Source organism: Natrinema ejinorense (assembly GCF_002494345.1).
Lineage (GTDB): Archaea > Halobacteriota > Halobacteria > Halobacteriales > Natrialbaceae > Natrinema > Natrinema longum.
The window spans coordinates 391,663-415,333 of record NZ_NXNI01000001.1 but is presented as its reverse complement, the minus strand read 5'-3'; the positions used below and the strand labels follow the sequence as shown (position 1 = coordinate 415,333).

General features: G+C 54.2%; 25 protein-coding genes. 14 read left to right on the top strand and 11 right to left on the bottom strand.

The features are described 5' to 3' along the window. Positions 1 to 311: 311 nt before the first annotated feature. Positions 312 to 587, bottom strand: a complete 276-nt coding sequence (locus CP557_RS22035) for a hypothetical protein (protein ID WP_143825015.1) — start codon at positions 585 to 587, stop codon at positions 312 to 314. A gap of 109 nt (positions 588 to 696) precedes the next feature. Between CP557_RS22035 and CP557_RS02215 the strand changes: the two genes are divergently transcribed. Then, positions 697 to 1,848, top strand: coding sequence for a restriction endonuclease (locus tag CP557_RS02215; RefSeq protein ID WP_097378401.1), 1,152 nt, complete (start codon positions 697 to 699; stop codon positions 1,846 to 1,848). Positions 1,849 to 2,141: 293 nt separating this feature from the next. Then, positions 2,142 to 2,762 carry a hypothetical protein gene (locus tag CP557_RS22030; protein WP_143825014.1) on the top strand — a complete coding sequence of 207 codons (621 nt, stop codon included), beginning with the start codon at positions 2,142 to 2,144 and terminating at the stop codon, positions 2,760 to 2,762. Between the two features lie 134 nt (positions 2,763 to 2,896). Here CP557_RS22030 and CP557_RS22025 read toward each other — a convergent pair whose 3' ends face one another. From CP557_RS22025 to CP557_RS02170, 10 genes are all read right to left on the bottom strand, one after another. After that, positions 2,897 to 3,691 carry a hypothetical protein gene (locus CP557_RS22025; RefSeq protein WP_143825013.1) on the bottom strand — a complete coding sequence of 265 codons (795 nt, stop codon included), beginning with the start codon at positions 3,689 to 3,691 and terminating at the stop codon, positions 2,897 to 2,899. A gap of 9 nt (positions 3,692 to 3,700) precedes the next feature. Next, the gene (locus CP557_RS02205; protein ID WP_097378399.1) at positions 3,701 to 4,795 is read right to left on the bottom strand and encodes a hypothetical protein; all 1,095 of its coding nucleotides are present in this window, start codon (positions 4,793 to 4,795) and stop codon (positions 3,701 to 3,703) included. Between the two features lie 8 nt (positions 4,796 to 4,803). Continuing rightward, a complete protein-coding gene (locus CP557_RS02200; RefSeq protein WP_097378398.1) occupies positions 4,804 to 7,380 on the bottom strand; it encodes a sensor histidine kinase in 2,577 nt (858 codons plus the stop codon). A 183-nt stretch (positions 7,381 to 7,563) separates the two neighbouring features. Next, on the bottom strand, positions 7,564 to 9,915 hold the full coding sequence (locus tag CP557_RS02195; RefSeq protein WP_097378397.1) for an N-6 DNA methylase: 2,352 nt from the start codon (positions 9,913 to 9,915) through the stop codon (positions 7,564 to 7,566). A gap of 483 nt (positions 9,916 to 10,398) precedes the next feature. Then, positions 10,399 to 10,974, bottom strand: coding sequence for a hypothetical protein (locus CP557_RS22020; protein WP_143825012.1), 576 nt, complete (start codon positions 10,972 to 10,974; stop codon positions 10,399 to 10,401). Positions 10,975 to 11,230: 256 nt separating this feature from the next. Next, on the bottom strand, positions 11,231 to 11,497 hold the full coding sequence (locus CP557_RS02190) for a hypothetical protein (protein WP_097378396.1): 267 nt from the start codon (positions 11,495 to 11,497) through the stop codon (positions 11,231 to 11,233). Continuing rightward, positions 11,494 to 11,934 carry a hypothetical protein gene (locus CP557_RS02185; protein ID WP_143825011.1) on the bottom strand — a complete coding sequence of 147 codons (441 nt, stop codon included), beginning with the start codon at positions 11,932 to 11,934 and terminating at the stop codon, positions 11,494 to 11,496. The genes CP557_RS02190 and CP557_RS02185 overlap by 4 nt, the downstream gene beginning before the upstream one ends. A 237-nt stretch (positions 11,935 to 12,171) precedes the next feature. Continuing rightward, positions 12,172 to 13,011, bottom strand: a complete 840-nt coding sequence (locus CP557_RS02180) for a hypothetical protein (RefSeq protein WP_097378394.1) — start codon at positions 13,009 to 13,011, stop codon at positions 12,172 to 12,174. After that, positions 13,008 to 13,517, bottom strand: coding sequence for a hypothetical protein (locus CP557_RS02175; RefSeq protein WP_143825010.1), 510 nt, complete (start codon positions 13,515 to 13,517; stop codon positions 13,008 to 13,010). The genes CP557_RS02180 and CP557_RS02175 overlap by 4 nt, the downstream gene beginning before the upstream one ends. Beyond that, positions 13,510 to 13,779 carry a hypothetical protein gene (locus tag CP557_RS02170; RefSeq protein ID WP_143825009.1) on the bottom strand — a complete coding sequence of 90 codons (270 nt, stop codon included), beginning with the start codon at positions 13,777 to 13,779 and terminating at the stop codon, positions 13,510 to 13,512. Before CP557_RS02170 ends, CP557_RS02175 begins: the two co-directional genes overlap by 8 nt. A gap of 133 nt (positions 13,780 to 13,912) precedes the next feature. On the opposite strand from CP557_RS02170, the gene CP557_RS02165 reads away from it, so the two are divergent. From CP557_RS02165 to CP557_RS02100, 12 genes are all read left to right on the top strand, one after another. After that, the gene (locus CP557_RS02165; protein WP_097378391.1) at positions 13,913 to 14,260 is read left to right on the top strand and encodes a hypothetical protein; all 348 of its coding nucleotides are present in this window, start codon (positions 13,913 to 13,915) and stop codon (positions 14,258 to 14,260) included. A gap of 2 nt (positions 14,261 to 14,262) precedes the next feature. Further along, positions 14,263 to 14,589: a hypothetical protein gene (locus CP557_RS02160; protein WP_097378390.1), complete on the top strand. Its 327-nt coding sequence runs from the start codon at positions 14,263 to 14,265 to the stop codon at positions 14,587 to 14,589. 31 nt (positions 14,590 to 14,620) lie between these two features. Beyond that, on the top strand, positions 14,621 to 15,085 hold the full coding sequence (locus CP557_RS02155) for a hypothetical protein (protein ID WP_143825008.1): 465 nt from the start codon (positions 14,621 to 14,623) through the stop codon (positions 15,083 to 15,085). Beyond that, entirely contained in the window at positions 15,082 to 15,387 is a 306-nt protein-coding gene (locus CP557_RS02150) for a hypothetical protein (protein WP_097378388.1), read from the top strand. Before CP557_RS02155 ends, CP557_RS02150 begins: the two co-directional genes overlap by 4 nt. Next, complete coding sequence (locus CP557_RS02145) at positions 15,384 to 15,953, top strand: hypothetical protein (protein ID WP_097378387.1); 570 nt, start codon at positions 15,384 to 15,386, stop codon at positions 15,951 to 15,953. Before CP557_RS02150 ends, CP557_RS02145 begins: the two co-directional genes overlap by 4 nt. Continuing rightward, positions 15,953 to 16,882 carry a hypothetical protein gene (locus tag CP557_RS02140; RefSeq protein ID WP_097378386.1) on the top strand — a complete coding sequence of 310 codons (930 nt, stop codon included), beginning with the start codon at positions 15,953 to 15,955 and terminating at the stop codon, positions 16,880 to 16,882. The genes CP557_RS02145 and CP557_RS02140 overlap by 1 nt, the downstream gene beginning before the upstream one ends. Then, on the top strand, positions 16,883 to 19,252 hold the full coding sequence (locus tag CP557_RS22015) for a regulator of G-protein signaling domain-containing protein (protein WP_143825007.1): 2,370 nt from the start codon (positions 16,883 to 16,885) through the stop codon (positions 19,250 to 19,252). After that, positions 19,253 to 19,486, top strand: a complete 234-nt coding sequence (locus CP557_RS02120; protein WP_097378382.1) for a hypothetical protein — start codon at positions 19,253 to 19,255, stop codon at positions 19,484 to 19,486. Next, positions 19,486 to 19,761 (top strand): hypothetical protein, encoded by a 276-nt coding sequence (locus CP557_RS02115; protein WP_097378381.1) that lies wholly within the window; start codon positions 19,486 to 19,488, stop codon positions 19,759 to 19,761. The genes CP557_RS02120 and CP557_RS02115 overlap by 1 nt, the downstream gene beginning before the upstream one ends. 106 nt (positions 19,762 to 19,867) lie before the next feature. Further along, positions 19,868 to 22,936 (top strand): outer membrane protein assembly factor BamB family protein, encoded by a 3,069-nt coding sequence (locus CP557_RS02110; protein WP_097378380.1) that lies wholly within the window; start codon positions 19,868 to 19,870, stop codon positions 22,934 to 22,936. Continuing rightward, positions 22,933 to 23,301, top strand: coding sequence for a hypothetical protein (locus tag CP557_RS02105; RefSeq protein ID WP_143825006.1), 369 nt, complete (start codon positions 22,933 to 22,935; stop codon positions 23,299 to 23,301). The genes CP557_RS02110 and CP557_RS02105 overlap by 4 nt, the downstream gene beginning before the upstream one ends. Then, positions 23,298 to 23,615: a hypothetical protein gene (locus CP557_RS02100; protein WP_097378378.1), complete on the top strand. Its 318-nt coding sequence runs from the start codon at positions 23,298 to 23,300 to the stop codon at positions 23,613 to 23,615. The genes CP557_RS02105 and CP557_RS02100 overlap by 4 nt, the downstream gene beginning before the upstream one ends. The last annotated feature ends 56 nt before the right edge of the window (positions 23,616 to 23,671 follow it).

Sequence of the window (23,671 nt, the reverse complement as noted above, 5' to 3'; positions counted from 1 at the left end):
GACCTCCTACGCGATCCCGATGAATGAGACGACATGGAAGAGAGTCAGCAACCAGAAACCATAAGTATTCTACATACCCTCGTTTTCGAGGACAGAATCTAGCAATTCTAGATTCATAGATTATATTGGAAATAGTAGTTACTGCGATAACTGCTTGACCTATACTTAGCGGACTGTGGTATCCTTGATCTGCGTATTTGACCCTACAGAATATGTGGAACCGCGCTATCGGTACAAAAATCAGCCTTAATCTCGACTCGAGTGTCCTCAAGGAGTGGGTTCTCGGACAGGAGAAACCAATCTTCGGGCACCTAAATAATGTCAAATCTTTTTAATGCATCTTCAATTGCTTCTCGTCGATGCGATGGGCACGGGTTTGCTCTCGGCTTCTGTCTATTAGAGGCCGGTCCAGATGTTAGCCCATAGTCCTCTTTTACATCTGCTATCCAACAATTTTTCGCATGGAACCCGTGCTGTTCCTTAACGTACTCGCGGATTTCTTCGTAAGTAACTACCATTTGCCACAGATAGTCGTACACGGTTGATTTTAATTTTTGCTGTCCCATCATTCCAGTAGTCTTCAGCATGTCCGTGACGACCGGCTTCGCGGACACAGTACTCGGGTAGTGGGGTCGACAACCGAGTAGCAGTCGATGAGTGATAAAAGCAAAACACCCCTAGTAGAATCTATGTTCTATGACCAGTTATGGCGACAAGTACGTCGTTAATGAGACATACCGGAGTTCGGTGGATCCAGCGATTGATGAGTTCCAGACATGGCTGAACGGACCAATCGACACCGGAATAAGAAATTCAGGTGGCATCCGTTCGATTAAGAACCCGAATACCGGTGAACGCGAGTTCTTAGTCTTCTACTCCGATTCCAGTTCCTCTCAGACTCAAAACCCGTGGGAAGACGTCATCAATATGTCTGATGGGATTGCCCATTACTGGGGCGACGCTAAAGCAAAACATCGTCCCGATCCAGACGCACCCAAGGGTAATGGCTGGGTCAAAACAGACTATACGGAAACCTACGCTCAGGGCAAGCGTGCAGACGCGCCACCAGTGTTGTTATTCGAACAGCCAGAGTCAGGTGAAGTCACCTTCCGTGGAGTGTGCGTGATTACTGATCTCCGAATCGAACGTCACAAAGATGAGGGCGAAACCGCTGTCAACTATCTAATCGAGCTTGCGATTCTCGATGCCGATGCCGTTAGTCTGGAATGGATTCATCGAAAAGCCCGGACTGGTGTCGATACCGGCGGGCCTGACGCTTGGAATCAGTGGGTGTCGGACGGACGGATACAACGGTACTCCATATACAAAGACAGCATCCGCGCAAAGGAGACTCAATACCCAGACGGACACGAGAAAGAACTGCTCGATGATATCCGGAACCGTCTCGACGGTCCGAATAAGGGAGTCCAACTCGAGTATCTCCTCAGATTTCTTCTCGAACAACTACCCACATTCACTAATGTAGAGTTGACTCCCCCAAGCGGTGACAGGGGCGTAGATCTCACAGGCAGTATCGATCTCCTCACAGATACTCATCTGAGTGGAACTGCAACAACAGTCGATTTCAAGGCCCAGGCAAAAAATACGGCCAGCAGTATTTCTGGGAAAGAACTCAGCAGATTGGCCTCTAGAATCGATGACGGTGAGATTGGATTGTTTTTTACTACATCCCACTTCACTCACAGTGCCCAAAAAGAGAACTCGACCACCTATCCGGTTCGGTTGTTCGCAGCTGCTGATTTAGTTGAGTTGCTTCTCCAAACCGATCTTGTCGAAAGTCACCGTCTCAGTGACGAGATTGTTAGCGAAATCAAGGAGTCGAGCTGAGCTACCACTGTACTGAACTGGATTCGAGTGTCCTCGATCTCCAGTTTTGAGTCTACAGAACATGAAGGGTCGGACAGAGGGCGCACGTACTAGCCGTCTCTCGGTTCAAGATGTCCTCGAGGAGTGGATTCACGGACACCTCTTGTCCGACTTTGGAAGATCTCTCGGACGATGATTTCACCAAGTTTGGTTTCGAAAGTGGTGTTACCCACGTGTGCGAAATTATTGACAAACACCCATAATATGGTTTACAGAATCAATACTAAGTAGTGAGAGTTTGAAGCAGGGTGAAAATGAGCAATGAGGGAACAATAGTGAGAGAAATTAATGCGAACTACACGCAGTCCGAAGACCGGGCTATTGGTGGTAGACTCACAATCACACCTGAAGCAATCAAATTCTCACCGAATAAAATAGATGAACTAACTAGCAGGAGTGATCTGCGCATTCCAGTAGAAGATATTGAGAGCGTAGGTGTGGAAGAAAAGTTCAGCAATGGATTGCAAGATACTTTAAGAGGAGGTGGGTTACGAGACCGTCTGTGCATTAAGCGCAAAAATGGCCAGAGCGAACTCTTTGTAGTGAATGATTTGAGCGGGATTATTGACGACGCACAAGCAGTAGTAGAAGGTGATACTGCAAGCACACCTGAAGATGATGAAAACCCTGAGCTGGGCGGTCTACTACTGAAAGGAGTAGCATATCTCTTCGGTGGAATCGCGCTGTTGCTCGGAGTCTTACATTTGATATCAAGTAATATTGCGGTCGGCGTACTGCTGCTACTTGGGGGTATCATCGGATCGCCGTATACAAGAAAAATAATGGGAGATACCCTTGGCGTTCGCATCAACAAATGGACGGCGACAATCCTGTTTATACTATCCTGGCTAACTGCTTCGCAATTCTTGCCATAAAATAAGTACAGGCTCTGTATTGAACGGGGTCGCTATCCGACTTTGGAGGAAATCTCGGACACAGACTCAATGAGGTGTGGATATTGTGATAAGATGACTACTTCAACAATTCCCGGACCTCTCCAGAGACTTTCTTAGACGCGCCGATGATTGTTCGGGTCAACAAGGGGCCGGCCGTCGGTCGGTGTACAGTGATGTACATACCACGCTTCGGAATGTAATCTCCCAGGCATTGGACTGTTGAATGCTTCTTCGGGGAACTGAGGCAAGTTGTCGGCAAGGAACTCGTCGCTCGGCCAACCCTGGTTCGCAATGACCTGTTCGGGGAGATGGTCATTGAGAACCATATAGCCGACAGCAACGACATCGAATGGTGCACAGGGAATTCGGGGATAGTCGGGGTACGTTTGCTCATGCGCTGGCGGTTCCCAATGCTCAAATGCAACTGTATCAATACAATTTGGATTATACTGTGCATGAAACACCGGATGGTTCGCATCATGGTCGCCATTCTCACCGTTCGCCTGCTCAGCATGTAGATCAAAATCAAAATGCAGGCCTTGCACGCGTTCTCGAGATTCTGATCCGTCATCCTCGGTAACCTGTAGATACACCATCTCAGTAGACGACTTGGTGATAAGGTACTCGGGACCCTCGTCAGCCCGACGTTTCCGTACAGTCAGCCCAAACTGAATATACACCTCAACGGTAACACTCCTATCACCGGGTTCATATGGTACGGGGCCGAGCCTCACCGCCTCTCCCTCAAACGTCTCCACAGAGATCGTCTTGCTGTCCACAAAATCGGCTTCGAACTTGGCAGATGCAGCCCCATCAGATTCTGTTTCTCGCGACAAATTATTCAAAAACGTAGCAAACGCTGCCTCTATCTTATCCACGTCACGGCCGTCCACTCGTTCCCAGGTCATTTATAAAATTCACCACCCACTCAGCTTCATGTACTCCTCCTCAGAAATCCGTGTGAGCGACGCCCCAGCCGGAATCCATGCCTCAGGACTGACTGAATGTTCCTCACAGACAGGTTCCTTGCTCAATACACAATAATAACCTGCATCCTTGTGGCCCTCTAGGCACTCTACAGGATCAATATCAAATTCTTCACGCTTGATAAACTCTCTTGCACTGATTGTCCCTTCATCATCGACTGTCGTATTTCTCGTCAAAACACTATCTAACTCAGCAGTCCACCACCATTGCTGTACCCCTGAAAACGGGCCCTCATACGCTGCCTGACTGAACAAGGCCTGAATTTCATCAGACTCACAGAACATCTTAACATCGACATCCAAATACGATGCTGCCGCAACCGAGTTTACTAGCACTCCGGGATATTCCAGTACCTGATTATACATCCAATATCCCAGAATTGTTCCCTTCCGTCGAATCGCATCCTCCTTCATTTCGTCTTCAGTGAGTACTGATAGACTTTCAGATTGGCCCCACGAGTACTTGTCCAAATTAGGCTTCGCACTCACAGGCACATCTGCCATATCGGTCAAGAACTCCGACGGTCGCTCTAGCAACTCCTTAGCATCGGCATCCTCCATGCGTGCCACCAAGTGTTCACGGATAGATCGGAACCCCTCGATAATTCCAGCACACTCGGCGGCCATCCCACGATGGCCCCCGTCAACCGGCCGTAACTGAATAATCTGATCGTCCGAGTCTTTCACACTCTCGGGATTTGCATACTCACCCTCATCCCGGTGATATACGCAAAGCGGAATTCCAAGATCACCACAAGCATCACGTACATCCGGCCGCCGCACTGTACTTAACGTATATTCGTTCAATTCTGCGTCGAGAATCACCACCAACGGGTACCCGGGTTCCCCCGTCTCTTCAAGAAGCCGTTTTACAAACGATGCGTCGTCCTCACCATCTGCAGCGGTCGTATCTCCTTCAAAGTGGTCGATGGTATACATCTCCGTATCCAGATCCTCGAGCAATGGCTGTTTGAGTGATTCGTAGTTCGAGTCATTGTCTTCGAAGACCAAGATCTGATATGTCATGGGCGTGGTTATCGCTCGAACCGCACTTCAAAACACGTTTCGAATCCGTCGGGTGCTTCTACAACTTCGATTTCGCCACCTGAACTCTCAACAACTCGCTGTACCACATATAAGCCGAGGCCGACGCCACCGCCGAGTGGATCATCTTCGCGCGTATCTGTCGTCGAAAAGAGTGGATCGAAAATCCTCTCTTCGACACCCTCCGGAATCCCGCTCCCTGTGTCCGCTACGCGAAGTTTATGCCACCCTTCCGTGTTCTCGGCGTTAAATCTGATGTGTCGCCCGCGTTCTTCGGGCGCAACATCAAGGGTTGCCTTCATCGCATTCGTAAACAGATTCATCAGCACACCAGTATAAATGCTCGGATTCAATTTCGGCGTTTTGAGGCGCTTCTCGAACGCATACTCTACCTCAATATTCTTCCTGTCGGTATAGTGGTCGAACTGTTCAACGACTTCATCCACTTTCCCATGCACATACAGTTCACTCTGCGTGTTCTCCTCTAACCCAGACATGAACCGCTTGGCGTACCCAAGTTGCTTCTCGAACTTCTCACGGGCCTCCCGCGTCACTGCTAACCGCTCCTCTAACTCAGGCGACCGCTCCGACTCTGGCACGTCTTCCCAGACCTCAATCATCTCATCCGCACACCGAAGTAACTCACTTGTCTCATGCGTCATGAAAGCCGCTACTGCACTCATCAAGTACATCGACTCCACGGACCCACGCAACTCCTCACGTGCCTGCTCGTATTTCTCGACCTTCTCTTGCAACTCTGTGTAGGACTCTCGAATCTGTGGCTTCAACTCCGTCCGAAATCTATCTCGGACATCCGTCGGCTCACCCGCGCTACTCGTCGACGACTCGGAAACCGATGGCGACTCCGTAGATACTTCACTCCCAACTGAAGACGATGGCTCAGACGACGCTGATTCTCCAAGATTTTCCGACTCCGTCGCCACGTCGTCATCGGCGTTCGAGCTAGATCCAGCGCTACTGGACTCACCTCTTAAGTCGTCGAAAGTGAATTGACCATCGTCACTCGACCCCGTTGTACTCGCGGTGTTTGATGATAAATCAGCTGTCTCTGACTCGGTTAATCCGTTGACAAAATTGTCGACTTCCTCCTCAAGCGCCTTTTTTTGCTCTTGAATCTCCTCTTTGAGGTCCGACGCAGATTCCTCTACTTCCTCCTGCTCACGCCGGAGCGTCTCTTCATAATCCAAGACTGCAATAATCTCCATGGCCCCCCGCGTGATATCGATCAATTGCTCCATAGCCGCATTTTCGACGAATCCCTGGCGATCCATCGCTGGCACCAATCGATTCGGGCGGTCTGTCTCACTATCAGTCTCATCTTCACCGGGCCGGTAACTCGACACATTCACCGCCCCAAGAACCTGATTTTTCGCTGGAAGATTCAACTGCGAGTTTCGAACCTTCTCTTCGTTTTCTTCGTCACCAGGGAAAAGCTCCGAAACAAACGACGACCGCCATCTTCGCTCACGTCGTGCGCGTGATTCTGAAATATTTAGCCAATCATTACCTTGGTCACCATACGGTGGCACACGGAAATGCTTATCAATGACCCGGATCCCACCGTTATCCCGCAACCACTTCGGAGCGGAGCGACCATCGATGGTATCCATTCCTCGGAATACTCCGGCATAATTTTGGTTGAAATACCGGATTTGACCGTCTATGTCTCCCACGAGATTTTCATCGAGAGTGAATCGATATTCACGGTGTTCTGCTTCACCATCATCATATCCGTACGGGTACTCACAGTGATAGGTGAGTGTTGAACCATCGACTGTGATTTCGACTTCACCGACATATCGTTCATAAATTTCTTGGGCTGCACTCTTTGTTGGCGAGCCCTCCCCTGGCGGTGCAAAATAGACTCTGAAACCAGGGTCCATACCCTCCCTGTCCGTTGTCGGTTCTTCAGTTGTATCGAGTTCGGATCGGACGTCTTGGTAGGGAGCGGAGATGATATCTAAGACTTCGCCGGAGACTTCTTCGAGGTCGCTCTGGGTCCAGTCGTCTTGGAGCGCACCTATCCGGAGTTCGGTGCCCCTTTCCTCTTCGGTTGCTTCCTCGATTCGATATTCGACATCTTCATGTTGGAGTGTTTCGCCGCTTTCGAAGTCACCCCAGCGGAAGGTCGCCACCAGCCGTCGATAAGCATCAACCTCGGGATAGTAGGCGACAGTGTCGAGGTCCAACTCGAGACCAAGGTTGCGGACAGCGAATCGCCCAACACCTTTGGCACCGGTCAATTCGCGATTATATCGACGGGAGGTTTCCTGTTGGAGTCGGCTTGTAGTGGCGATCGTCATCCAGTAGTTTCGGAACTCGGTCTCTGTCATGCCGTGTCCGTCATCTTTAACGATTAGCTCGTCGTCGGAGAGCCAGATATTACATTTTGTGGCGTCGGCATCGTAAGCGTTCTTGATGAGTTCTGAGAGTGCGATTTCAGAGGTGGCGATCAGTCGTTCGCCGATTTCAGATAATAGTTTACTGTCGCTAGAGAAAGAGACTGCATCCGTCTTGAGAACCTCGGGGGTGTCCTGCTGAGACATTGGCCTAGTTTCTAGCCTCAACCGTGTTAAACTCCCCTCTTGAACGACACTCGCTTCCCGAGGAGACGGAGAAACGGACCTCAAGCCATCACTCCCAAACTCTTCGCTGAAAGGATGCGATAGTTTGGAGTACAACCCGCGGTGTGGTCACGGAGAGAAGTAGATTGAGGGACTCGGGTTGGATTAGGAGGCGTCGAATTCGAGGTGGGCTTCGATAGCTTCATCGATTTGCTGGAGAATTTGTGTATCGTCGGCGTTTGGGTCGCGGCGGGCGTCGCAGAGGTCGTTGAAGAGTGTGCTGAGATGCGATTTGAGAGATTGAGGGATGGATGCAACGTCGAGGACAGGGGCGGCTTCAAGGTCGCTGATTTCGAGTTTTTGGAGGCCGCTGTAGTTCCGGCTGCGTTTGGAGAGGATCCCGCGGATGAAGTTGCTGTTGAGGTAAGCAAGGAACACGTTGAGTGTGTCCTCGTCGTTGAGGTAGATGGTGTGAGTATTGTTGGTGGTGAGTAGATCGGCGTCGTTCCGGTAGAATTGAAACCCATTCCGATTCATGTACTTGCCTAAGATGTCCGGAGGGTCGCGTCTGTCGACGCGATACCAGGGATTGCGCCGAGACACAAGTGTTCCTTCGGTGACCCCGGTTTTGCGGCCATGGTTCAGATAATCCTTGACGGCTTGGCTTTCGATGTCATCACTCTGTTGGATATTACCGTCGTCATCGTAGCAGTACAGCATCCAGACATCATCGCCGTTATCTCGCCATTGCTTCCAATCTTCGGTAGTGATGTTGAGTTTATCAAGTCCGCGAGCAGTTTTCAGGATTCGCTCTCGATACTCGGGAGGGATGTTGTGGGCGTCGATGTCTGCTTGCGAGAGACAAAAGAAACTGTTGTTGCCGGTGGCGATACCACGTTTGACGGTAGCGAGGGTGTCGAATTCGACGAGTTCTGGATGATCTTGGATGTCGGTTTCATGGAAGTAATGTGTCCAGCGTTCGGTGGTGGTGAGAACTTGTTGTGCGACCGTAGCGTGGAAGGCGACTGCCTGATGGGAGTCTCGCTGACTGGGTTGGTCGAGAAGAGTCGCGACTGGGATGTCGGTGGGCCAGTATGAGAGTTTAAGGAACGATATTTCGTGGGTATCTGTGGGGGTACCGGCTTCGAGAAGGAGGATACTGGGAGTTGTTTTTACGCCGTCGAAGATGTCGACGCTATCATCAAGCTGAATGATTGCATGGATGGTAAAATGTTCAAGTAGATATGATTTCATGTCGATGCCGAAGTCAGTGGCCATGAACTGTGATGGCATGATGAAAGCAGCACGGCCACCTTCCCGGAGGAATTGGGCGGCATGAATCAGGAAATATCCATAAAGTGGGGTGCGTCGTGAGAAGTTCTGGCCGGTTTCTTCTGAGATAATGGTATTGAGGTTGTTTTTTGATTGGTTGTCGACAGCCTGATGACGTGAGTAAGGAGGGTTACCGATGATCACATCGTAGGCCTTGAATTGTGATTGAGTGCCTGAGTAGACGGGACTGAAGTGGATGAAATCGTCTTGGTAGAGGTTTGGAGACCCTGGACCGTCGGCGAGCTTTAGTGCGGTGGCAGCCATGGTAATCGCGATCTCGTCGACGTCGATACCGGTGATATCTGGCATCGGAGTTTGACAGCCCTGATCCATCTTGCAGCGGAGGGCTTGATAGGCGAGTTGCCCAGCGCCGATGCCGGGGTCAAGAATGGTATCATCTGGGTCGGTGATTGCCCAAGATGCCATAAACTGGCTGACATGATTCGGAGTGGCAAATTGGCCGAGGTCTCGGCGGGCGGCCTGTGAGATGAGTTGCTCGTACACGTCTGCAAGAACCTCGGAGGGGTTGGTGGTCTGGACGACGAGGTGGCGGAGCGCAAGCAAGAGTGAGTCAATTGGCTGTGGATGCTCTGGGAGGTGTGTATCTATAGAGGAGGTGAAGGCGTGGTTGTCAGTTATGTTGGCCGCGGCTTCGAACTGGGAATTCCAGTCGGCACCCGGGCTCAAAGCTTCGAGGGAGTTGGCTTCTGGTTGGTAGAGTGCATAGAGAGTGGCTTTGAGGAATCGATTGAATAGGGCACTATTGGTTGCGTAGTGGCCTGGATTAACGCGGTCAGTATTTACGCGTTTGTCGAGCCAGTCGGAGACATTGTCTGTGAGTGTAAGTGGTTTGTAGTGGGTGAGATAGTGTTCAGTGAGTTGCTCTATGACTTGCGTAAGTAGTTGTGGGAGTTGAAGACCAGTGAGGTCGGTGGGTGAGTCAGGAGGTGTCGGTTGGTTTGTATTGAGTTGCCAGCGGTATGCGGTTCCCCATTTAGTAGCAGTGAGGACATTTGCATTGTGGAGTTCATGGAGTTTGTTAAGGGCTGTTTTGTTCGAACAGCCGAGGTGGTCTTCGATATCGCGTGTACGCTCGGCACCTTCTAGAGAAATTGATAGGAGAATCTGAGAGTGGTGGTATTCTGGAAGATATCTACCAGACTCTGACTCCCGTGAGTTCGACATACGGTGCCCATTACAAGCTATTGTAAAGGGTTTTGCGAATATGCGGCCTGCAGTCGTTCGGCAGCTCACTGCATCCAGTGGTAGACCATCTTGTTGGTAACGGCGAAAATCGGCTTGCCGGTGCGATCCCGGCCGCGTCGGTGCGGGCGACGATGTACGTTGTTAGTCGATTGCGAACCGGCAGCTCATGGTAGTGTTTCTGTTTTGGAACGTTCTCCCAGACGTGCAGGTGTGTCTCCGTTGGTGTCTCTACGATATCAGCAGATGTGATCTGCACCTCGCAGCGGCGCAGTCCACACCTGCAGATCAACTTCACTTAACCACATGCGCTTCCCCTCACGTTGTGTGAACGACTTGAGTCTCATCGCTGTCCTCAATCCTCAGTTTTCCCCGACAAACCATGATGGATTGGGTTGTCAGTACAGCAATCAGCCTCGATCTCGGGGCAAGTTATCCTCGAAGACCGGCTTCGCGGACATGGAACTAATTCGTTTTTGCTAAGTGATGTTCTGTAGACTCGTAATATTGTTCTCCCAGAAACGTCCAAGAATATCTATAAGCCATGAAGACTGTTTCGTCATCATCTATTCTATGAGCGAAGTCGCTCTGAGATCCTTCCTCAACAGAAAAATGGATTTCTAGAGGATTCCAATGCTCTTGGAAATCCCGTCTAACTGCAGCAACATCAATTCTAGCGATACCTCCATCAGTGATAGCGATATCAAGATCAGGCGCTGGAGGTGTGTTTATCCAATCCTCGCCCTTTACAGCCGTTATTTTCTCTTCAAAACCAATATGGAAAGCCAGGTTTTCAGCAGTCTCTTCTCCAGTATTACGTATACGAATCATGTACCCCTTACCCTCTATTTCTGAGCTTGATGAATATCCAAAGGCGATCTCGGCTTTCCTTCCTAGGGGAGTACTAGCAATCAGGCTATTCACAAACCGTCTAAACGGGTCAAGAAAGGCACCTAAAATCCAACCAAAAATAACGGCTACAATGTGAGTGATAACGCTCCGCCTGTCGGGCAGTTTGCTATCATCGTCATCCTCAGTCATCAGGTTTGATTACTATCCTACAGCAATGAATTTGTCGTCAATTACTGAGATAGTCGGCGTTCAGGTGTTGGAATGATCTAATAGAATCGTTCTCGAAGACGGGGTTCTCGGACAAGGGTTTCCTTCACGATCTCGACGGCCATCGGGAGGAAACAGAGCGTGGCGACTATCGCCGGATCGATTGGGAATGCATCGGATGGTCGCGGCAGATTCCCTGTGCCACCGAGTCCGTAGAACGCAGTCTCATCGAATAGACTCACATGCCTTCGACCTCGTTCAAGCTGATTTCATGAGTCTGCTTGACACAAAGGACCTCGGTATACTCTATCAGGGCATCGAAGTCTACCATCGAGGTTTTCGTGAACGGCAGCTGGTGGTTGAACTGGGTGTATCCGCGATGCTTCTCGCAATGCGCATGTATCGAGCCGAGACTCAACGACGTACGACTACACTCCGTGCAGCGGAACAACACGAGATCTCCGTCGCACTCGTATTCCTCATGGAACTTCTCGAGAAGACTCATGCGTCCACTCCGCTCGTCTCTTCCTCAAGGAGCCCCGAGGCCTCGATCATGAACGTGACGAACGCGATCGCCGAGGCAAGGAAGATCTGAGATGACCCTTGCTGTACAGCGATGAGGAACACGATCGCAGTAAGAAACGCAGTGAACTCCACACCACTCATCGGGGCATCTTGGCCCATCTCCCCAGCCTGACACTCTGACGGTACGGCTTCCTTGATCGCCGGACCGATCCACTCGACAGTGCCGAGTACCACGACGAAGGGAACTGCCACGAACACTGGAGCCGGCACGCCGATCACGTGGAGTGCAACCAGCAGCGCGATCGCTGGAGCAACGCAAACAGCCAGCGCTCGCAACCGGACGAAGTTCTCGACCGAACAGTCGTCACACGCACACCGGTCCTGGACGATCCACTCCTGAACGAGCTGCCGTCTCATCGCCGACCTCCATCGTGATCCACTGGTCGCGACATCCAGATCGAACTTGACGTCGACGCCGATCTCGATCGCGATCTCCACAACTCGGGATCACGATCGTCCCCGCACCCCCTGCCTCCGAGTTTACCAATCCTGTCCGTCAACTGGCTTTGGGCGTGCAACAGTATGTATAGTGCTGTCGGAGCTACTAACAGCGCAAACCCACATCGCCGTCTTGCGGTTTCTGGTATCGAATCGTTAGCCCTGATCATTGGCGATTTGTCTGATACGTCCATCAGAGATTTCGACGGCAGAGCATCTCGCGATGTCGTTCGCGGACAGTTCACTCTCTTCATAGATCGACGCGAGTAACTCGTCTCGCCGTTTCCGATCGGCTTCTTTGCGCGCCTTCTCGAGTTGCTGTTCGTGGTCGGACTGCCGAATCCAGTTGTCCGATGATTCCTTGTCGTCCAAGCGATCAAGCTTGAGGTCCTGCATCGTCCGGAACGTCTCGGAGCCATCCATGTTCGGCCACTCGAGAACCTGCAGGGTCTCGTAGTAGACGACGCGCTTGATCCGGTTGATCTTCTTTTTGTAGATCCTGGCCCGACCACGGATCTCGACGTTGACCCAGTAGTCGGCCAGCATCTCGAGACGCCCGTCGATCATCTCCGGACTCGGCAAGTTCATCAGCGCGATGATCTCTCGAACGCGCTCCATCGCCCAGGTCTGGCTGGCATCGACGTTCTCGTGACTCATCGATCGACGGGAGTCCAGTTGCTCTCCCTCCTCGAGGACGATCGCCGATTCCGGTTCGACGACGCCGTAGAGTTGGAAGAACTCCGGCGGGTCGATCGCGATCTTGTCCGGCGAGAACCCGTCCTCGGTCGTATCGAGAACGTAGCCCAGAAAGTCACAGAGGTTCGATTTTCCAACGCCAGTCTGCGCGTCGTCTGCCGTAACGAGAATCTTCGCGTCTCGACCCTCGAGCTTCCGGCGACCGATCTCTTGAAAGAACGGGCCGCTGAAGTCCTTATCAACTGGGATGTCGTGATCCGGCTCCCGGACTTCCGGGCCCCCAGAATCGACAGTACTCATTCGTCACCACCCGGCAGTTGCTCGGCAGCTTCGAACTGGCCACGATCTCGGAGCAGACCCCGCAGATCGCTTTTATCGGGATCGTTCCTCGCTACCCGGTCTTTGACCGATGACGAGAATCCGAGTTCCCCAGCGATCTCGTCGAACTGGTGGGACCACTCGAGGAGCTTCTGACACGGGATCCGGTAGGGCTTGCTCTCACTGATCTGCTTGATCCGACCGCCTGTCGTGTCCACCTTCTGATTCGTGATTTTGGCGTTTGCCAGCGTGTGGACTTGATCGAGGTTGTAATCCTCCCACGTCTCCTCAACGCGGTCGCGATGGGGAAGCAACTCGTCGTAGACGCTAACGACGGCACTCTGAAAACTGGCCTGTAGCTGCTTGGTAACGGCCCCAACAGCCTTTGCGCGCCGGTATTCGGCCCGGCGACGATGCATCTCCTCGAGGGCGTCGTTGACCATCTGGGTCGGCCGTCGCGACCGCTGGGGGATATCGTCGTTACTCATCGGACCCCTCCGGATGCGGTCGGATGATAATACACTGTTCGTCGACGAGGACGGGGACCGCACCGCTGTGAACTAACAACTGGACCGCGGAACTTCCATGAATCCCGATGTGTTCACAGAAGTCTCTATTTAGCGTACTGGACAGCGAGCCCGTATTGTTCTCTTGAATCGTCCTCGGTTCTGCCTCTCGCATGAGGACATCCATATCAGCCGTCTCGACCCCGTCATCCGAGGCTGTTCGATGGCTTGATGACTGTGCCATATCTCGGCCATAGCGATTTGTTGACTTATAATCCGGTTACCGTCATAGTTGAATCATATTACTGTCTGACTAGCATACCATATATCTGTAATATTACGGATTTTTAACTGATTGACTGCCGGCCGATTTAGCGATGGGATCGAAAAGAGACCAAATTACCCAGACACTGAAGATCGGGGGCGAAATGCTCCGATCCTCACGATCGCTGGATGAGGATGACCGGGCGATTTTAGGCGAGGTTCGAATGATCGGCGGGTCAATGGTCACTATCCTGATAATCGCGTTGGTACTCACGGAGGTGTACAACGCGGTTGACTTCTCACAGACGAATGGGACCTATGACAGCCCGTTCGGGTCGGTCGTGAGCGACCTCGAAACAACTGGCGTCGCTGCCATGAGTCTGCTCGTTGTCGGACTACTGGTAGTTGCAGCAAGCGCGATCATGCGCTACTTCGGTGGCGGATTCGGCGGCAACAGGTGACAATGTTAGACAAACTCAAAAGCGAAAAAGTCGAGAAGAATCGAGACGCGGCCCAGTCGGTCGTCAACGATCGGCTGGACATGGACAGTCGCGGGGTCATGCAGGAGGCTCAACTCATCGGCGGGGCACTAATCACGATCCTGATATTGGCCCTCGTACTTACCGAAGTCCACGGAGCTGTAGCAGTCGATAGTGGCCCCTTCGCCGAGATCGTCACCGATCTCGAGACGACCGGCGTTGCAGCACTGTCGCTGCTGGTCGTCGGCCTCCTGATCGTCGCAGCAAGCGCCATCATGCGCTACTTCGGCGGTGGCTTCGGATCCCGTTGAGGTCCACCCAAATCCGCGTTTTTAGCAACCAATGAATGGGAATATCTGGACCGTTGCGATAGTCGTGGTTTTAGCGGGCGTGCTGTTTCTCGGCGTCAGCACGCAACACGAGAGTGCGACGGTCACGGAGAACGTTACAGACGAACTGCACACGCTCAACGAGACCGAGCCGATCGTCCTCGAGGCCAGCGACGACTGGTATCACTTCGTCGAGGGCAGCGATGTTGTCGAGAGCAACGCGACCGGCGAGCAACTTGAGCGAGGTACCGATTACTTCCTCGATAACGAAAGTGGCGAGATTACGTCATCAACGGAGTACGACGGCGCGACCGTCTCTATCGATTACGAGTACACGACAACCGATGACCAGACAGAGTCGATCGCGGCTGTCGTCGAGCCGCTGGCAGTGCCGATCGCGTGGACTGCCCTGATCGCGGGGGTTGGGACGATCCTCCTCTGGATCGCGCGGCTTCCCAGCGGAGGTGGGTCCTGGTGACGTGGTCTGGCGTATTCTTCGCGACCATCGCGATCGCGACACTGTTCACCGTTATCTACGGGGTCCTCGAGGAAGCCGTCGTCTTCTCGACGGCGATCGCGACGACGACGTGGTTGCTGCTCGCGTTCATCCCGGAAGTCGTTGTGATCTCCAACGGCAGCAAGGTGCCGGTTCAGATCGGCCCCATCCGCTGGATCTTCACCGGCCTTGCTCTCTTATCCGCGATCGCACTGATCGGCGCGCTGCTGGGCGTCTTCCCAGCTGAACCAGACATCGATACCCAGCGAGATTCGATATCATGACCTCAGAGAAACAGGCACGAGAGCAACAGCAAAGACAGCGAGAAGAACTGCAGGAGCGGTCAGCATCCTCGAAACAGGCCTCGCGGCAGGCGGAGCAACTGGTCGAGGAAACGCAGAGCCAAGAGTTCCTGGAAGAGTTTCGCGACGCCGATATGGCCGACTGGATCGAGGAAGAGCTCGGTCCAGAGCTCTCTCAGATGTTCCCGATCGCCAACGAGAGTCGCGAAGACTACCGTCGGCATCGGTGGCTCAACGAGAACCGGGCAGAGCGGATCGTCAGCGAGCACGACCCCGGCCGACTCTGTCGTGGTCCGCTGCTCGAGCTGGCTCAGGGAGTCCACGATCGTCCCGATCAGGCACCCCGCATCGGCCAGACCGATCAGGAGCGACGGCACGTTCGCGAGGCAGAGACTGCCAAAACGGCGATGCAGAGTCTCGGGATCGAGGCTCGCGGTCTTCGATCGGTTACCGAGGCCGTGCACACGAGCAGACTCGAGAAGACTGACGAAGGGGATAGCGGCTCGAGCGGTCGCATTCGCGGTGCACTCAACAAGGTGTTCGACTGATGACTGACAACGACAACACGGACAACGACATTTTCGACGACGAGTTCTCGTGGGACGACGAGGATACCGAGGCACAGAAAATCGAAGCAGCAGAAACAGCAGGCGACTCCGTCGCAGCGGTTCTGTACTTCCCGATCAAGTTACTGCTCGCGTTCTTTGCGAAGCTGATCATCGGGATCAGCCGCCGAATCCCCGGACGGTCCCGTATCCAGAAGGGGCTGATCAAGTCGGGCATCGAGGGGCTGTGGAAAACAACCGATGCGAATCTGATCGTCATGACGATCTACGGCGACGGTGTCGCCGTCCCTCGACCCGCGCAGGTCAACAGTGACGAAGGCAAAGTCGAGACGGCCAACGGCGAAGAGTGGACGCTCACGGATATCTCGACCGTCCGAATCGGCAAAGCGCCAGTCGCCTTTGGAGTTGCGGACGATCACGAGCTCGCGTCTCCGGTAGCCGCTCGAGTCGCCGAGGCAGTCGACTCGGACTGGCGGCGAGTCAAGACAGTGCAGGAGACTGCAGACGGCATCTCGCCAACAGAGTACACCGATCCACAGACAACAGTCGCTGATGGCGGCGAGAGCGGCCTCCGCGAGCCGTTCGACGACGTGTGGGTCGACGCTCGGAACCCACTACAGAGCACTGCCGGCTGGATCGTGAGCATGGACAAGGCGTACGAACTCCACTGGTCGCAGTCCTCGAGCGAGGAAATGAAAATGCAGGAGACGCGCGGACGGCTGGCAGAGATGGATCCGGAGGCCCATCGCGGTCGCGCGATCCGGATGGTCATCATTGCGATCGGCTGCTTCGCGCTGGGATTGCTCGGACCAGCGCTCGCCTCGCGGATCGCAGGCACTGCAGCATCTGATGGCGGCGGGTCGGCGATCCCGATCATGATCAACCTCGTCACGTCGCTCGGGGTGATCTAAATGGCAGATGATGTCCGCGATCGCCTCGATGCCCCTCGAGACAGGAAAGAAGTCCAGCGGCTGGATGTTCGTGACGAGCGCCGCCGCGAGGTCGAGCGCGAGACCGCTCGGGAGATCGCAGCAGAAGACGATCGCTATGACCCAGAAGACATCGACGTCTCTGTCGAGAACAGCGAGATTCAGGCAGAAGTCACCGAGGAAGCACGTCGCGAGCAGGCACGCGAGCAGATCGCCGAGCAGCGAGACGATCTCGAGCCTGGAGACATCGACCGCGTCGAGCTAGGCGAAGAAGAGACCAGTTTCGAACTAACCGAAGAGGCTCGTCGCGATCGCGTCCGAGAGCAGGTCGCTGCGGAGAACGAGGACCTCGAGGCGGACGACATCAATGTGGAGTTCGGTGACGATGGAGAGGATGTCAATGTCGATGTCGACCCAGAGGCAGAGATGCGTCTGGCCCGAGAACAACTCGAGGAAGAGCATCCTAATGCAGATATCGAGGTTACTCGAGAAGATGGGGAGATCCAGGCTGAAATCGATGAACAACGGGATTCGAAGGTGGGCCGGGCATTGGAGAATGCCTCCGGTGCCTGGCAGAAAGGTGCGTCAAAAATCGGTGACGCTGCCGAATCAGTCGCCCCTGAATCGACATACTACGTGACGACCGTTCCGGGCGTAGCTGTCGAAACTCCACCAATTGATGAGGTAGTCGGACAAGGAACCGAGAGCGGGATCAAAGCTGTTGATCCTGCTGCCGGCGCTCTGGCGGCAGGAGATGCAGCCAAATGGGCAGAGAACGAAGCAGCAAAAGCAGTCAATGCTCGCCTCGAGGCAACAAGGAAACTCGGTGAGCTTGGGCCACGAGGTGTCATAGAGGACCCTCGAGAGGCTCTTACTCTCGGGGCTGAAGCAGGCGGCACCGTCCCTCTTCAACACACATCGGACCGAGCACAAGTCGGTGTCGAGGAAGGATCCGATGTTGCGATGCGCAGTCTGAGGGCCTCCGGAGAGTCTCTCGGAGAGGATCCTGGACTCACTATCGCAAAAGGTGCTGGTGTCGGTGTGGGCTCCGTCGTCGTGCCGTCTGGGGCAGCGACGGCTGGCAATCGGCTGCTTAGGGCAGCACCAACTCGGGGAGCCCGAACTCGGCAGATGATCCGGAGCAGTGATCGTGGCCAGATGGAGCTGACGATAACAAGGGAGAGGCCACAGTCATCTCGGACCGTCGACGATCTCTCGCCCGAGCAACGTGCAGAACAAAATCTCCCGTCGCGAGAGAGCTTCTCTTCTGAAGCCGAATTCCAACGAGAGCGCCAACGGGCGATCTTGACAGAGCGCGCAGAAGACGAGCTCCCCTCACGAGACCAGTTCTCGTCTCCGGAGGAGTTCAGACGCGAGCGCGAGATGATGGCTGATCGAATCGCCGAGGAAGAGAACATCCGCATCGGAGATCCAAGCGCTCAACAGGCGCGTCAGCGGATCCCCAGCCGAGACCGTTTCGAGTCTGAGGATGCTTACCGACGGGCGTATGAGGACGCACGCGAGGAAACTCCCTCTGGTAATGAAGAGGCATCGGAGACAGCCGTAGAAGCATCCGAGGCATCCAATACTGCGGGGGCTGGAGACGAGACGGCTGAAGCCGTACTGGACTCTGAGCCAGATCGCCCATCCGATGATCTCATTGTTGCTGGGCAAGATCCCGGTGGGGGATTGGAGGAAGCGACTCTGGATGTGGATCCAGATGATCCTCTCGAGGAGACTGCCGTAGCAACTGGTCAGGATCCCGGTGGTGGGATGGAAGAAGCGGCTCTGGATCTCGATCCAGATGGGTCCTTCGAGCAGACTGCGATAACCTCTACGCAGGATCCTGGAGACGGATCGGCTGAGGCTGAGGTTGAAGCCAATCCAGAGCCAGACGAGCTAACTGCGGCTGCAGCGGGAGATGTGTTCGGACAGGAGTCAGATACTACGACATATCTCGACGAGGATCTGCAGTCCAGGTTGGCATCGCAAGAAGTGATGGGGTCTGAGATGGCCACTGGCCTCGATGAAGGATTCCAGTCCGGGTTGCAATCGGAAGAAGCAATTCGAACGGACCTAGAAGCAGTTGCAGATAGTTCTGTTATTGCGTCGCTTCAGGCTGATTCGGGATCAGAGGCAATGGAAACCAGTCGGATGGTGCGGGAGGCAACGCCAGTGACTCGCGACCTTGACATCCGGGCCCGGTTCAGAGGCCCTGACCTATCTGACTCCGAGGGATGGCCTGACGACAACTCCGGATCTTTCGCCCTCAAGGACACGAGTTGGGAGACTGGCTTCCTCCAGCCGGAGGACGTCTTCGACGACGACACGGATACAGGGTGGTGGGGGTAGATGTTCTGGGTTCTCTTCCGCGCGTTGATCCTTGCCGCCGCGGGCGGCTTTATCGTCCTCGTCGCGACGATCGCCGCGGACCCTGTCCTGACGACGATGGCCGATCACACAATGCACCCCAACTCGCGCAACGCCTACTGGGCTGAGCAGTTCCTGACGTGGCTCCCTGCGATCGTCTTCGGATCAATCGCAATCAAAGTACTCGCTGGCGCGGTCGCACGGAGGCAGGTATAATGGTCTTCCGTGGGATCCAGCGCTTCGCGATCGGCATTATGTCGATGTTCGCGGTGATGGTCCTCGGGTTAGTGATGGACTCCGCTGGTGGAGAACTGATCGATCTCGCGTACGACTACGACGTTCACCAGGGGCCCTGGGAGCCCGTCCTCTCACTAACCGAGAACCTCGTCTGGGTGATCGTCCCGTTCCTGCTGCTCGGAATCACGATCTGGATGCTCTGGAGTCCCGTGCGCGAAGAACGCCGAGAAGAACAGATGCGGAGGTTGCCATGAGCGTCGACGATCTCCGCCGCATCCAACTCGAGGAAATCGCTCAAGGACAGCGGACAGCCTCAGCGCTGCGGCTGGCTGCTCGAGCACAGATCACGGAGGGAGGGAGATGAGAAACCGATTTATGCCGCCTATCAGCCGTGGTCAGTTCCGGGCGGTCTCGCTTGCGATATTGTTCGCTGCCAGTGTCATTGCGATGCCACTGGCGTTCACTGGGTTTGGAAATAGTGGAACCGCCGCTGCCCAGAGTTCCGGTGACGTGATTGACTACGTGTTTGTCAGTGACGGGAATGGAAATATCTACAAGATTGATAGAGAAACGGGAGAACAGATAACATGGGACTACAGCGGATCTATTGGATCAACTGAGGTATCCAAATACCATGATGGATATCTATACGTGGGCGACAATTCCGTTGATGGAGGGCTGCACAAAATAAACCCAGGAACTGGTGAAGCTGATTGGGTGTACTCTGGTAATCCATCAAGAGCGTTCGCATTTGATGACTCGCATGTCTATTCTGCTGATAATGATAATAACAATCTGACCAAAATCAAAACCGAAACAGGGGAGGCCGAATGGAACGTTAGTCTCCAATCAGGTGAAATACGCGCTACTACTCATCATGAGGGGTCTGTATATATTGCCAACTCGGATGATGTGGTCGAATTAGATGCTGAGACCGGCGATGAGATAGACAGGCTAACACTCACGGAACCAGCGACTGGTTTGGTAACTGGTTCCGATGGGAATCTCTACGCTTCTAATACGAACGGTGCTGGTGTTACGAAAATTGACACCGGATCTCTAGAAGTTGTCTGGAATGAACTGTCTGTTTCCGCAAACACCATTCAGTCTAATGGAAACGGAACCATCTACATTGGATCAAACTCTGATGAAATAACAGCTATTGATCATTCTGGAAATTCTGAATTAGTATCGGCAACTCCCGGATCGGTTTATACAGTCAACGTCGGTGTTGATGGTGGTATCTATGCTGGTGGGTATGACTCATGGTCTGGAAAATATAATTCATCAAGCGGATCTAACGAGTGGGATTTTGCGACAAGTACTGATGTCCAATCAATAGCGACTCCTGTCCCACAGACCAAACAAATTATCGGTACTGTTGAAGACCAAACCGGCTCCCTGGTCCCGAACGCGACGGTCGAGGTCCGAAGGGAGTTCGACAATGCGCTCATTGAAGAAACGACGACAAACCAGAACGGGCAGTATACCATCGACACCATCTCGACCGACGATGAGACGCAGACCTACAACGTCGAAGTCTCTGTCGGTGGCGAAGTCCGCTGGGACAATAACTGGGAGCTGCCCAATAACGAGGGCTATAACATCACGATCGAGATGCGTGATCCCGAGATCACGAACGCATCTCCCTCTGGCAGCTCCTCGATCGGCTCCAACGCCGATGGCGCGAATCTCTCGGTCGACGTAACTGACGATGACTTCCCGAGTGACGAGGTCTCTGTCGAGTTCTACGAATACATCGACGGGACCGAAGCGAACGACGTGCTGATCGGCTCGGACACTGTGGCCAGTTCGGAGAACGGCGGAACGGTCACCGCGTCGACGACGTGGAACAACGTCAGCGATCTCGGGGCATATGATTGGTACGCGGTCGCGAGCGATCAGTATAACAGCACGAACGACACGATCAGCGAGGTTCAGACCTTCGAGGTCTCGACCAGCGCGCCAGTCATCGACGGTGGATCAGCAGACCCGCATGACGAGATCGTGGACAGCGAGACCGTCGATCTCTCCGTCGATGTCGATGACCACGACTTCCCCGAAGACAACGTCACCGTGCGGCTGCTCGAGTACTCTTCGGGTGATCCAGACGCTGATGATCTGATTCACGAAGAGACGCTGGACTCCAATGGCACCGTCAGTACGACCTGGTACAAGGACGCAAATCAACGCCAGTGGTACGTCTACGCCGAGGACAGTTACGGGCACTCGTCGACATCGGCGGTCTATTCGTTCGATGTTGCGGGAGAAATTGCAATCCGCGACGCCGAAACCGGCGACCGAATCACTGATCGGAACGTCTCGGTCGAGGTCACGTCGACGGGAGAGAACCTCGAGGAGATCGTCAGTAGCGGCCGCTTCGATCTCTCGCAACTATCCCAATGGGAAGACACGCGACGGATCGAAATCCAGGCGAAGGACTACTACTCGCGGACGATCGAGATCCGGTCGATCACCAGCGATCAGGATGTCTACCTCGAGCGTGGTCCCAACTGGGAGTCGGATCCAACCAATGACGATCCCACCGACTCTCCGGACCCCGAGCAAGACGACAGCAAGGTCACCGTCCGGTTCACGGTCTCCGATCGTACTAGCGAGTTCCCTCCAGAGGAGACCGTCTTGCGAGTCAACGGGACCGTAGCAGTCAATGGATCGACCAACGAGACGGTCAACGGAACGACCAACCAAACACAGGCGGAGATCCACAGTGAGCGGTTTGGGACGGTCAACCGCGTCGACGTGATCATGAACAAAGACGAGCGCTACCGGCTGACCGTCGAGAACGACGACGGTCAGATGCGCGGCCTCGGCGGATTTACCGCAACTCAATCCGAGACGGTCGAGCTCATGATCGGGGAGATTAGGATTGTACAGCCAGAGGATGGCGGGGCGGCGTTCAACGCGCGGATGGCCAACGAAGACGAGTATGGCAAAAACAAGGTGAGAGTGACGTACGTCGACGACGCCAATCAGACGGACCGACTTACCTATTACGTGCACGCCGCTGGCAACGACAAAGATGTCATCAACGAGATTGTGACCGTTGAGGATGTCTCTGAGTATTCGGCAGTGCTGGATATTCCTGAGTCCGAAAACCAGACGCTCGAGGTCACCTGGAAGGCCCAGCGGGCCGGTGAAGAGATCGGTGGCACTGTTCCAGTTGGAACGGTCGGACAACTCAACCCGCCAGTCTCTGATCTCCTGTTGCACTCGCTCGGGTTCAGCGGGATCATCCTGCTGGGCGGGCTCTTCGGCGGACGGATGTCACGCACGGGAGCGGTCGTAATCGTCGTGGCGGCCTGGGCGATGCGCATCCTGGGACTCGTCGCGATCCCCTACCCGCTGTTGGTGACTGCCGGCATCGTCGCGATCATGTTCAAAGTCGGAGACTCGGGGTACCCATCATGAGAGGAATGCCCATTATCGCGCTCGTCGTATCGTTCGGCTTGGTCTTGGGGATGTTCGGAGCGCTCGGTGTGACGGACATGTTCAACGGACCCCAGACACAGGTTGAAGACGAAGTCGCGTCGACGGCAGAAGAACAGAACGAATCACAGATCGATCCCAACGAGGCTGGAGAAGGTGGATTCATCAGTTTCACGGTCAGCGCGGTTCGCGAGGTCGCTGGGATTCTCCACCTGGTCGTCTTCCTGCCGTCGACGCTTGCCTCGATCGGCTTCCCGTGGCCCTTCGCTCGAGCTGCCGGCCACGGCGCACAGATCGTGATCGGAGTGACGTTAGCCAATGCCTGGCTGGGGGATGCGATCCGATGACGGACGGCAACATCTCTGACTCCGGAGAACTGGACTGCCTTTATCGGGAGGACTGCACGTGGATGGATACGATCCTCGATCCGTATACGTCGCTTCTCGGCGAGCCCGTCGTGGGGATGGTCGCTGCTGGCGTGCTCGTGGTTTCCTTCTATCTCTACAACGACGATCTCGCGATGCCGACCGTAATCTCACTGCTGCTTGGCAGCGTCCTGATGACGATGGTGCCGGGCGATCTCCAGCAGGCCGGGATCGGCTTCATGATCATCGGTGGAGTTGCAGGCGCGATGGAAGTCTGGCGTCGCTACGTCCTTTGATTTCGTTTCTGGTTTTTAGTGGCAGAGACGACAGGAGAGTCCGACAATCCGTGTGC

Bases quoted from the DNA above. Each gene is read 5' to 3' on its own strand.
- CP557_RS22035 (WP_143825015.1), bottom strand. From the start codon at position 587: ATGCTGAAGACTACTGGAATGATGGGACAGCAAAAATTAAAATCAACC.
- CP557_RS02215 (WP_097378401.1), top strand. From the start codon at position 697: ATGACCAGTTATGGCGACAAGTACGTCGTTAATGAGACATACCGGAGT.
- CP557_RS22030 (WP_143825014.1), top strand. From the start codon at position 2,142: ATGAGCAATGAGGGAACAATAGTGAGAGAAATTAATGCGAACTACACG.
- CP557_RS22025 (WP_143825013.1), bottom strand. From the start codon at position 3,691: ATGACCTGGGAACGAGTGGACGGCCGTGACGTGGATAAGATAGAGGCA.
- CP557_RS02205 (WP_097378399.1), bottom strand. From the start codon at position 4,795: ATGACATATCAGATCTTGGTCTTCGAAGACAATGACTCGAACTACGAA.
- CP557_RS02200 (WP_097378398.1), bottom strand. From the start codon at position 7,380: ATGTCTCAGCAGGACACCCCCGAGGTTCTCAAGACGGATGCAGTCTCT.
- CP557_RS02195 (WP_097378397.1), bottom strand. From the start codon at position 9,915: ATGTCGAACTCACGGGAGTCAGAGTCTGGTAGATATCTTCCAGAATAC.
- CP557_RS22020 (WP_143825012.1), bottom strand. From the start codon at position 10,974: ATGACTGAGGATGACGATGATAGCAAACTGCCCGACAGGCGGAGCGTT.
- CP557_RS02190 (WP_097378396.1), bottom strand. From the start codon at position 11,497: ATGAGTCTTCTCGAGAAGTTCCATGAGGAATACGAGTGCGACGGAGAT.
- CP557_RS02185 (WP_143825011.1), bottom strand. From the start codon at position 11,934: ATGAGACGGCAGCTCGTTCAGGAGTGGATCGTCCAGGACCGGTGTGCG.
- CP557_RS02180 (WP_097378394.1), bottom strand. From the start codon at position 13,011: ATGAGTACTGTCGATTCTGGGGGCCCGGAAGTCCGGGAGCCGGATCAC.
- CP557_RS02175 (WP_143825010.1), bottom strand. From the start codon at position 13,517: ATGAGTAACGACGATATCCCCCAGCGGTCGCGACGGCCGACCCAGATG.
- CP557_RS02170 (WP_143825009.1), bottom strand. From the start codon at position 13,779: ATGGCACAGTCATCAAGCCATCGAACAGCCTCGGATGACGGGGTCGAG.
- CP557_RS02165 (WP_097378391.1), top strand. From the start codon at position 13,913: ATGGGATCGAAAAGAGACCAAATTACCCAGACACTGAAGATCGGGGGC.
- CP557_RS02160 (WP_097378390.1), top strand. From the start codon at position 14,263: ATGTTAGACAAACTCAAAAGCGAAAAAGTCGAGAAGAATCGAGACGCG.
- CP557_RS02155 (WP_143825008.1), top strand. From the start codon at position 14,621: ATGAATGGGAATATCTGGACCGTTGCGATAGTCGTGGTTTTAGCGGGC.
- CP557_RS02145 (WP_097378387.1), top strand. From the start codon at position 15,384: ATGACCTCAGAGAAACAGGCACGAGAGCAACAGCAAAGACAGCGAGAA.
- CP557_RS02140 (WP_097378386.1), top strand. From the start codon at position 15,953: ATGACTGACAACGACAACACGGACAACGACATTTTCGACGACGAGTTC.
- CP557_RS22015 (WP_143825007.1), top strand. From the start codon at position 16,883: ATGGCAGATGATGTCCGCGATCGCCTCGATGCCCCTCGAGACAGGAAA.
- CP557_RS02120 (WP_097378382.1), top strand. From the start codon at position 19,253: ATGTTCTGGGTTCTCTTCCGCGCGTTGATCCTTGCCGCCGCGGGCGGC.
- CP557_RS02115 (WP_097378381.1), top strand. From the start codon at position 19,486: ATGGTCTTCCGTGGGATCCAGCGCTTCGCGATCGGCATTATGTCGATG.
- CP557_RS02110 (WP_097378380.1), top strand. From the start codon at position 19,868: ATGAGAAACCGATTTATGCCGCCTATCAGCCGTGGTCAGTTCCGGGCG.
- CP557_RS02105 (WP_143825006.1), top strand. From the start codon at position 22,933: ATGAGAGGAATGCCCATTATCGCGCTCGTCGTATCGTTCGGCTTGGTC.
- CP557_RS02100 (WP_097378378.1), top strand. From the start codon at position 23,298: ATGACGGACGGCAACATCTCTGACTCCGGAGAACTGGACTGCCTTTAT.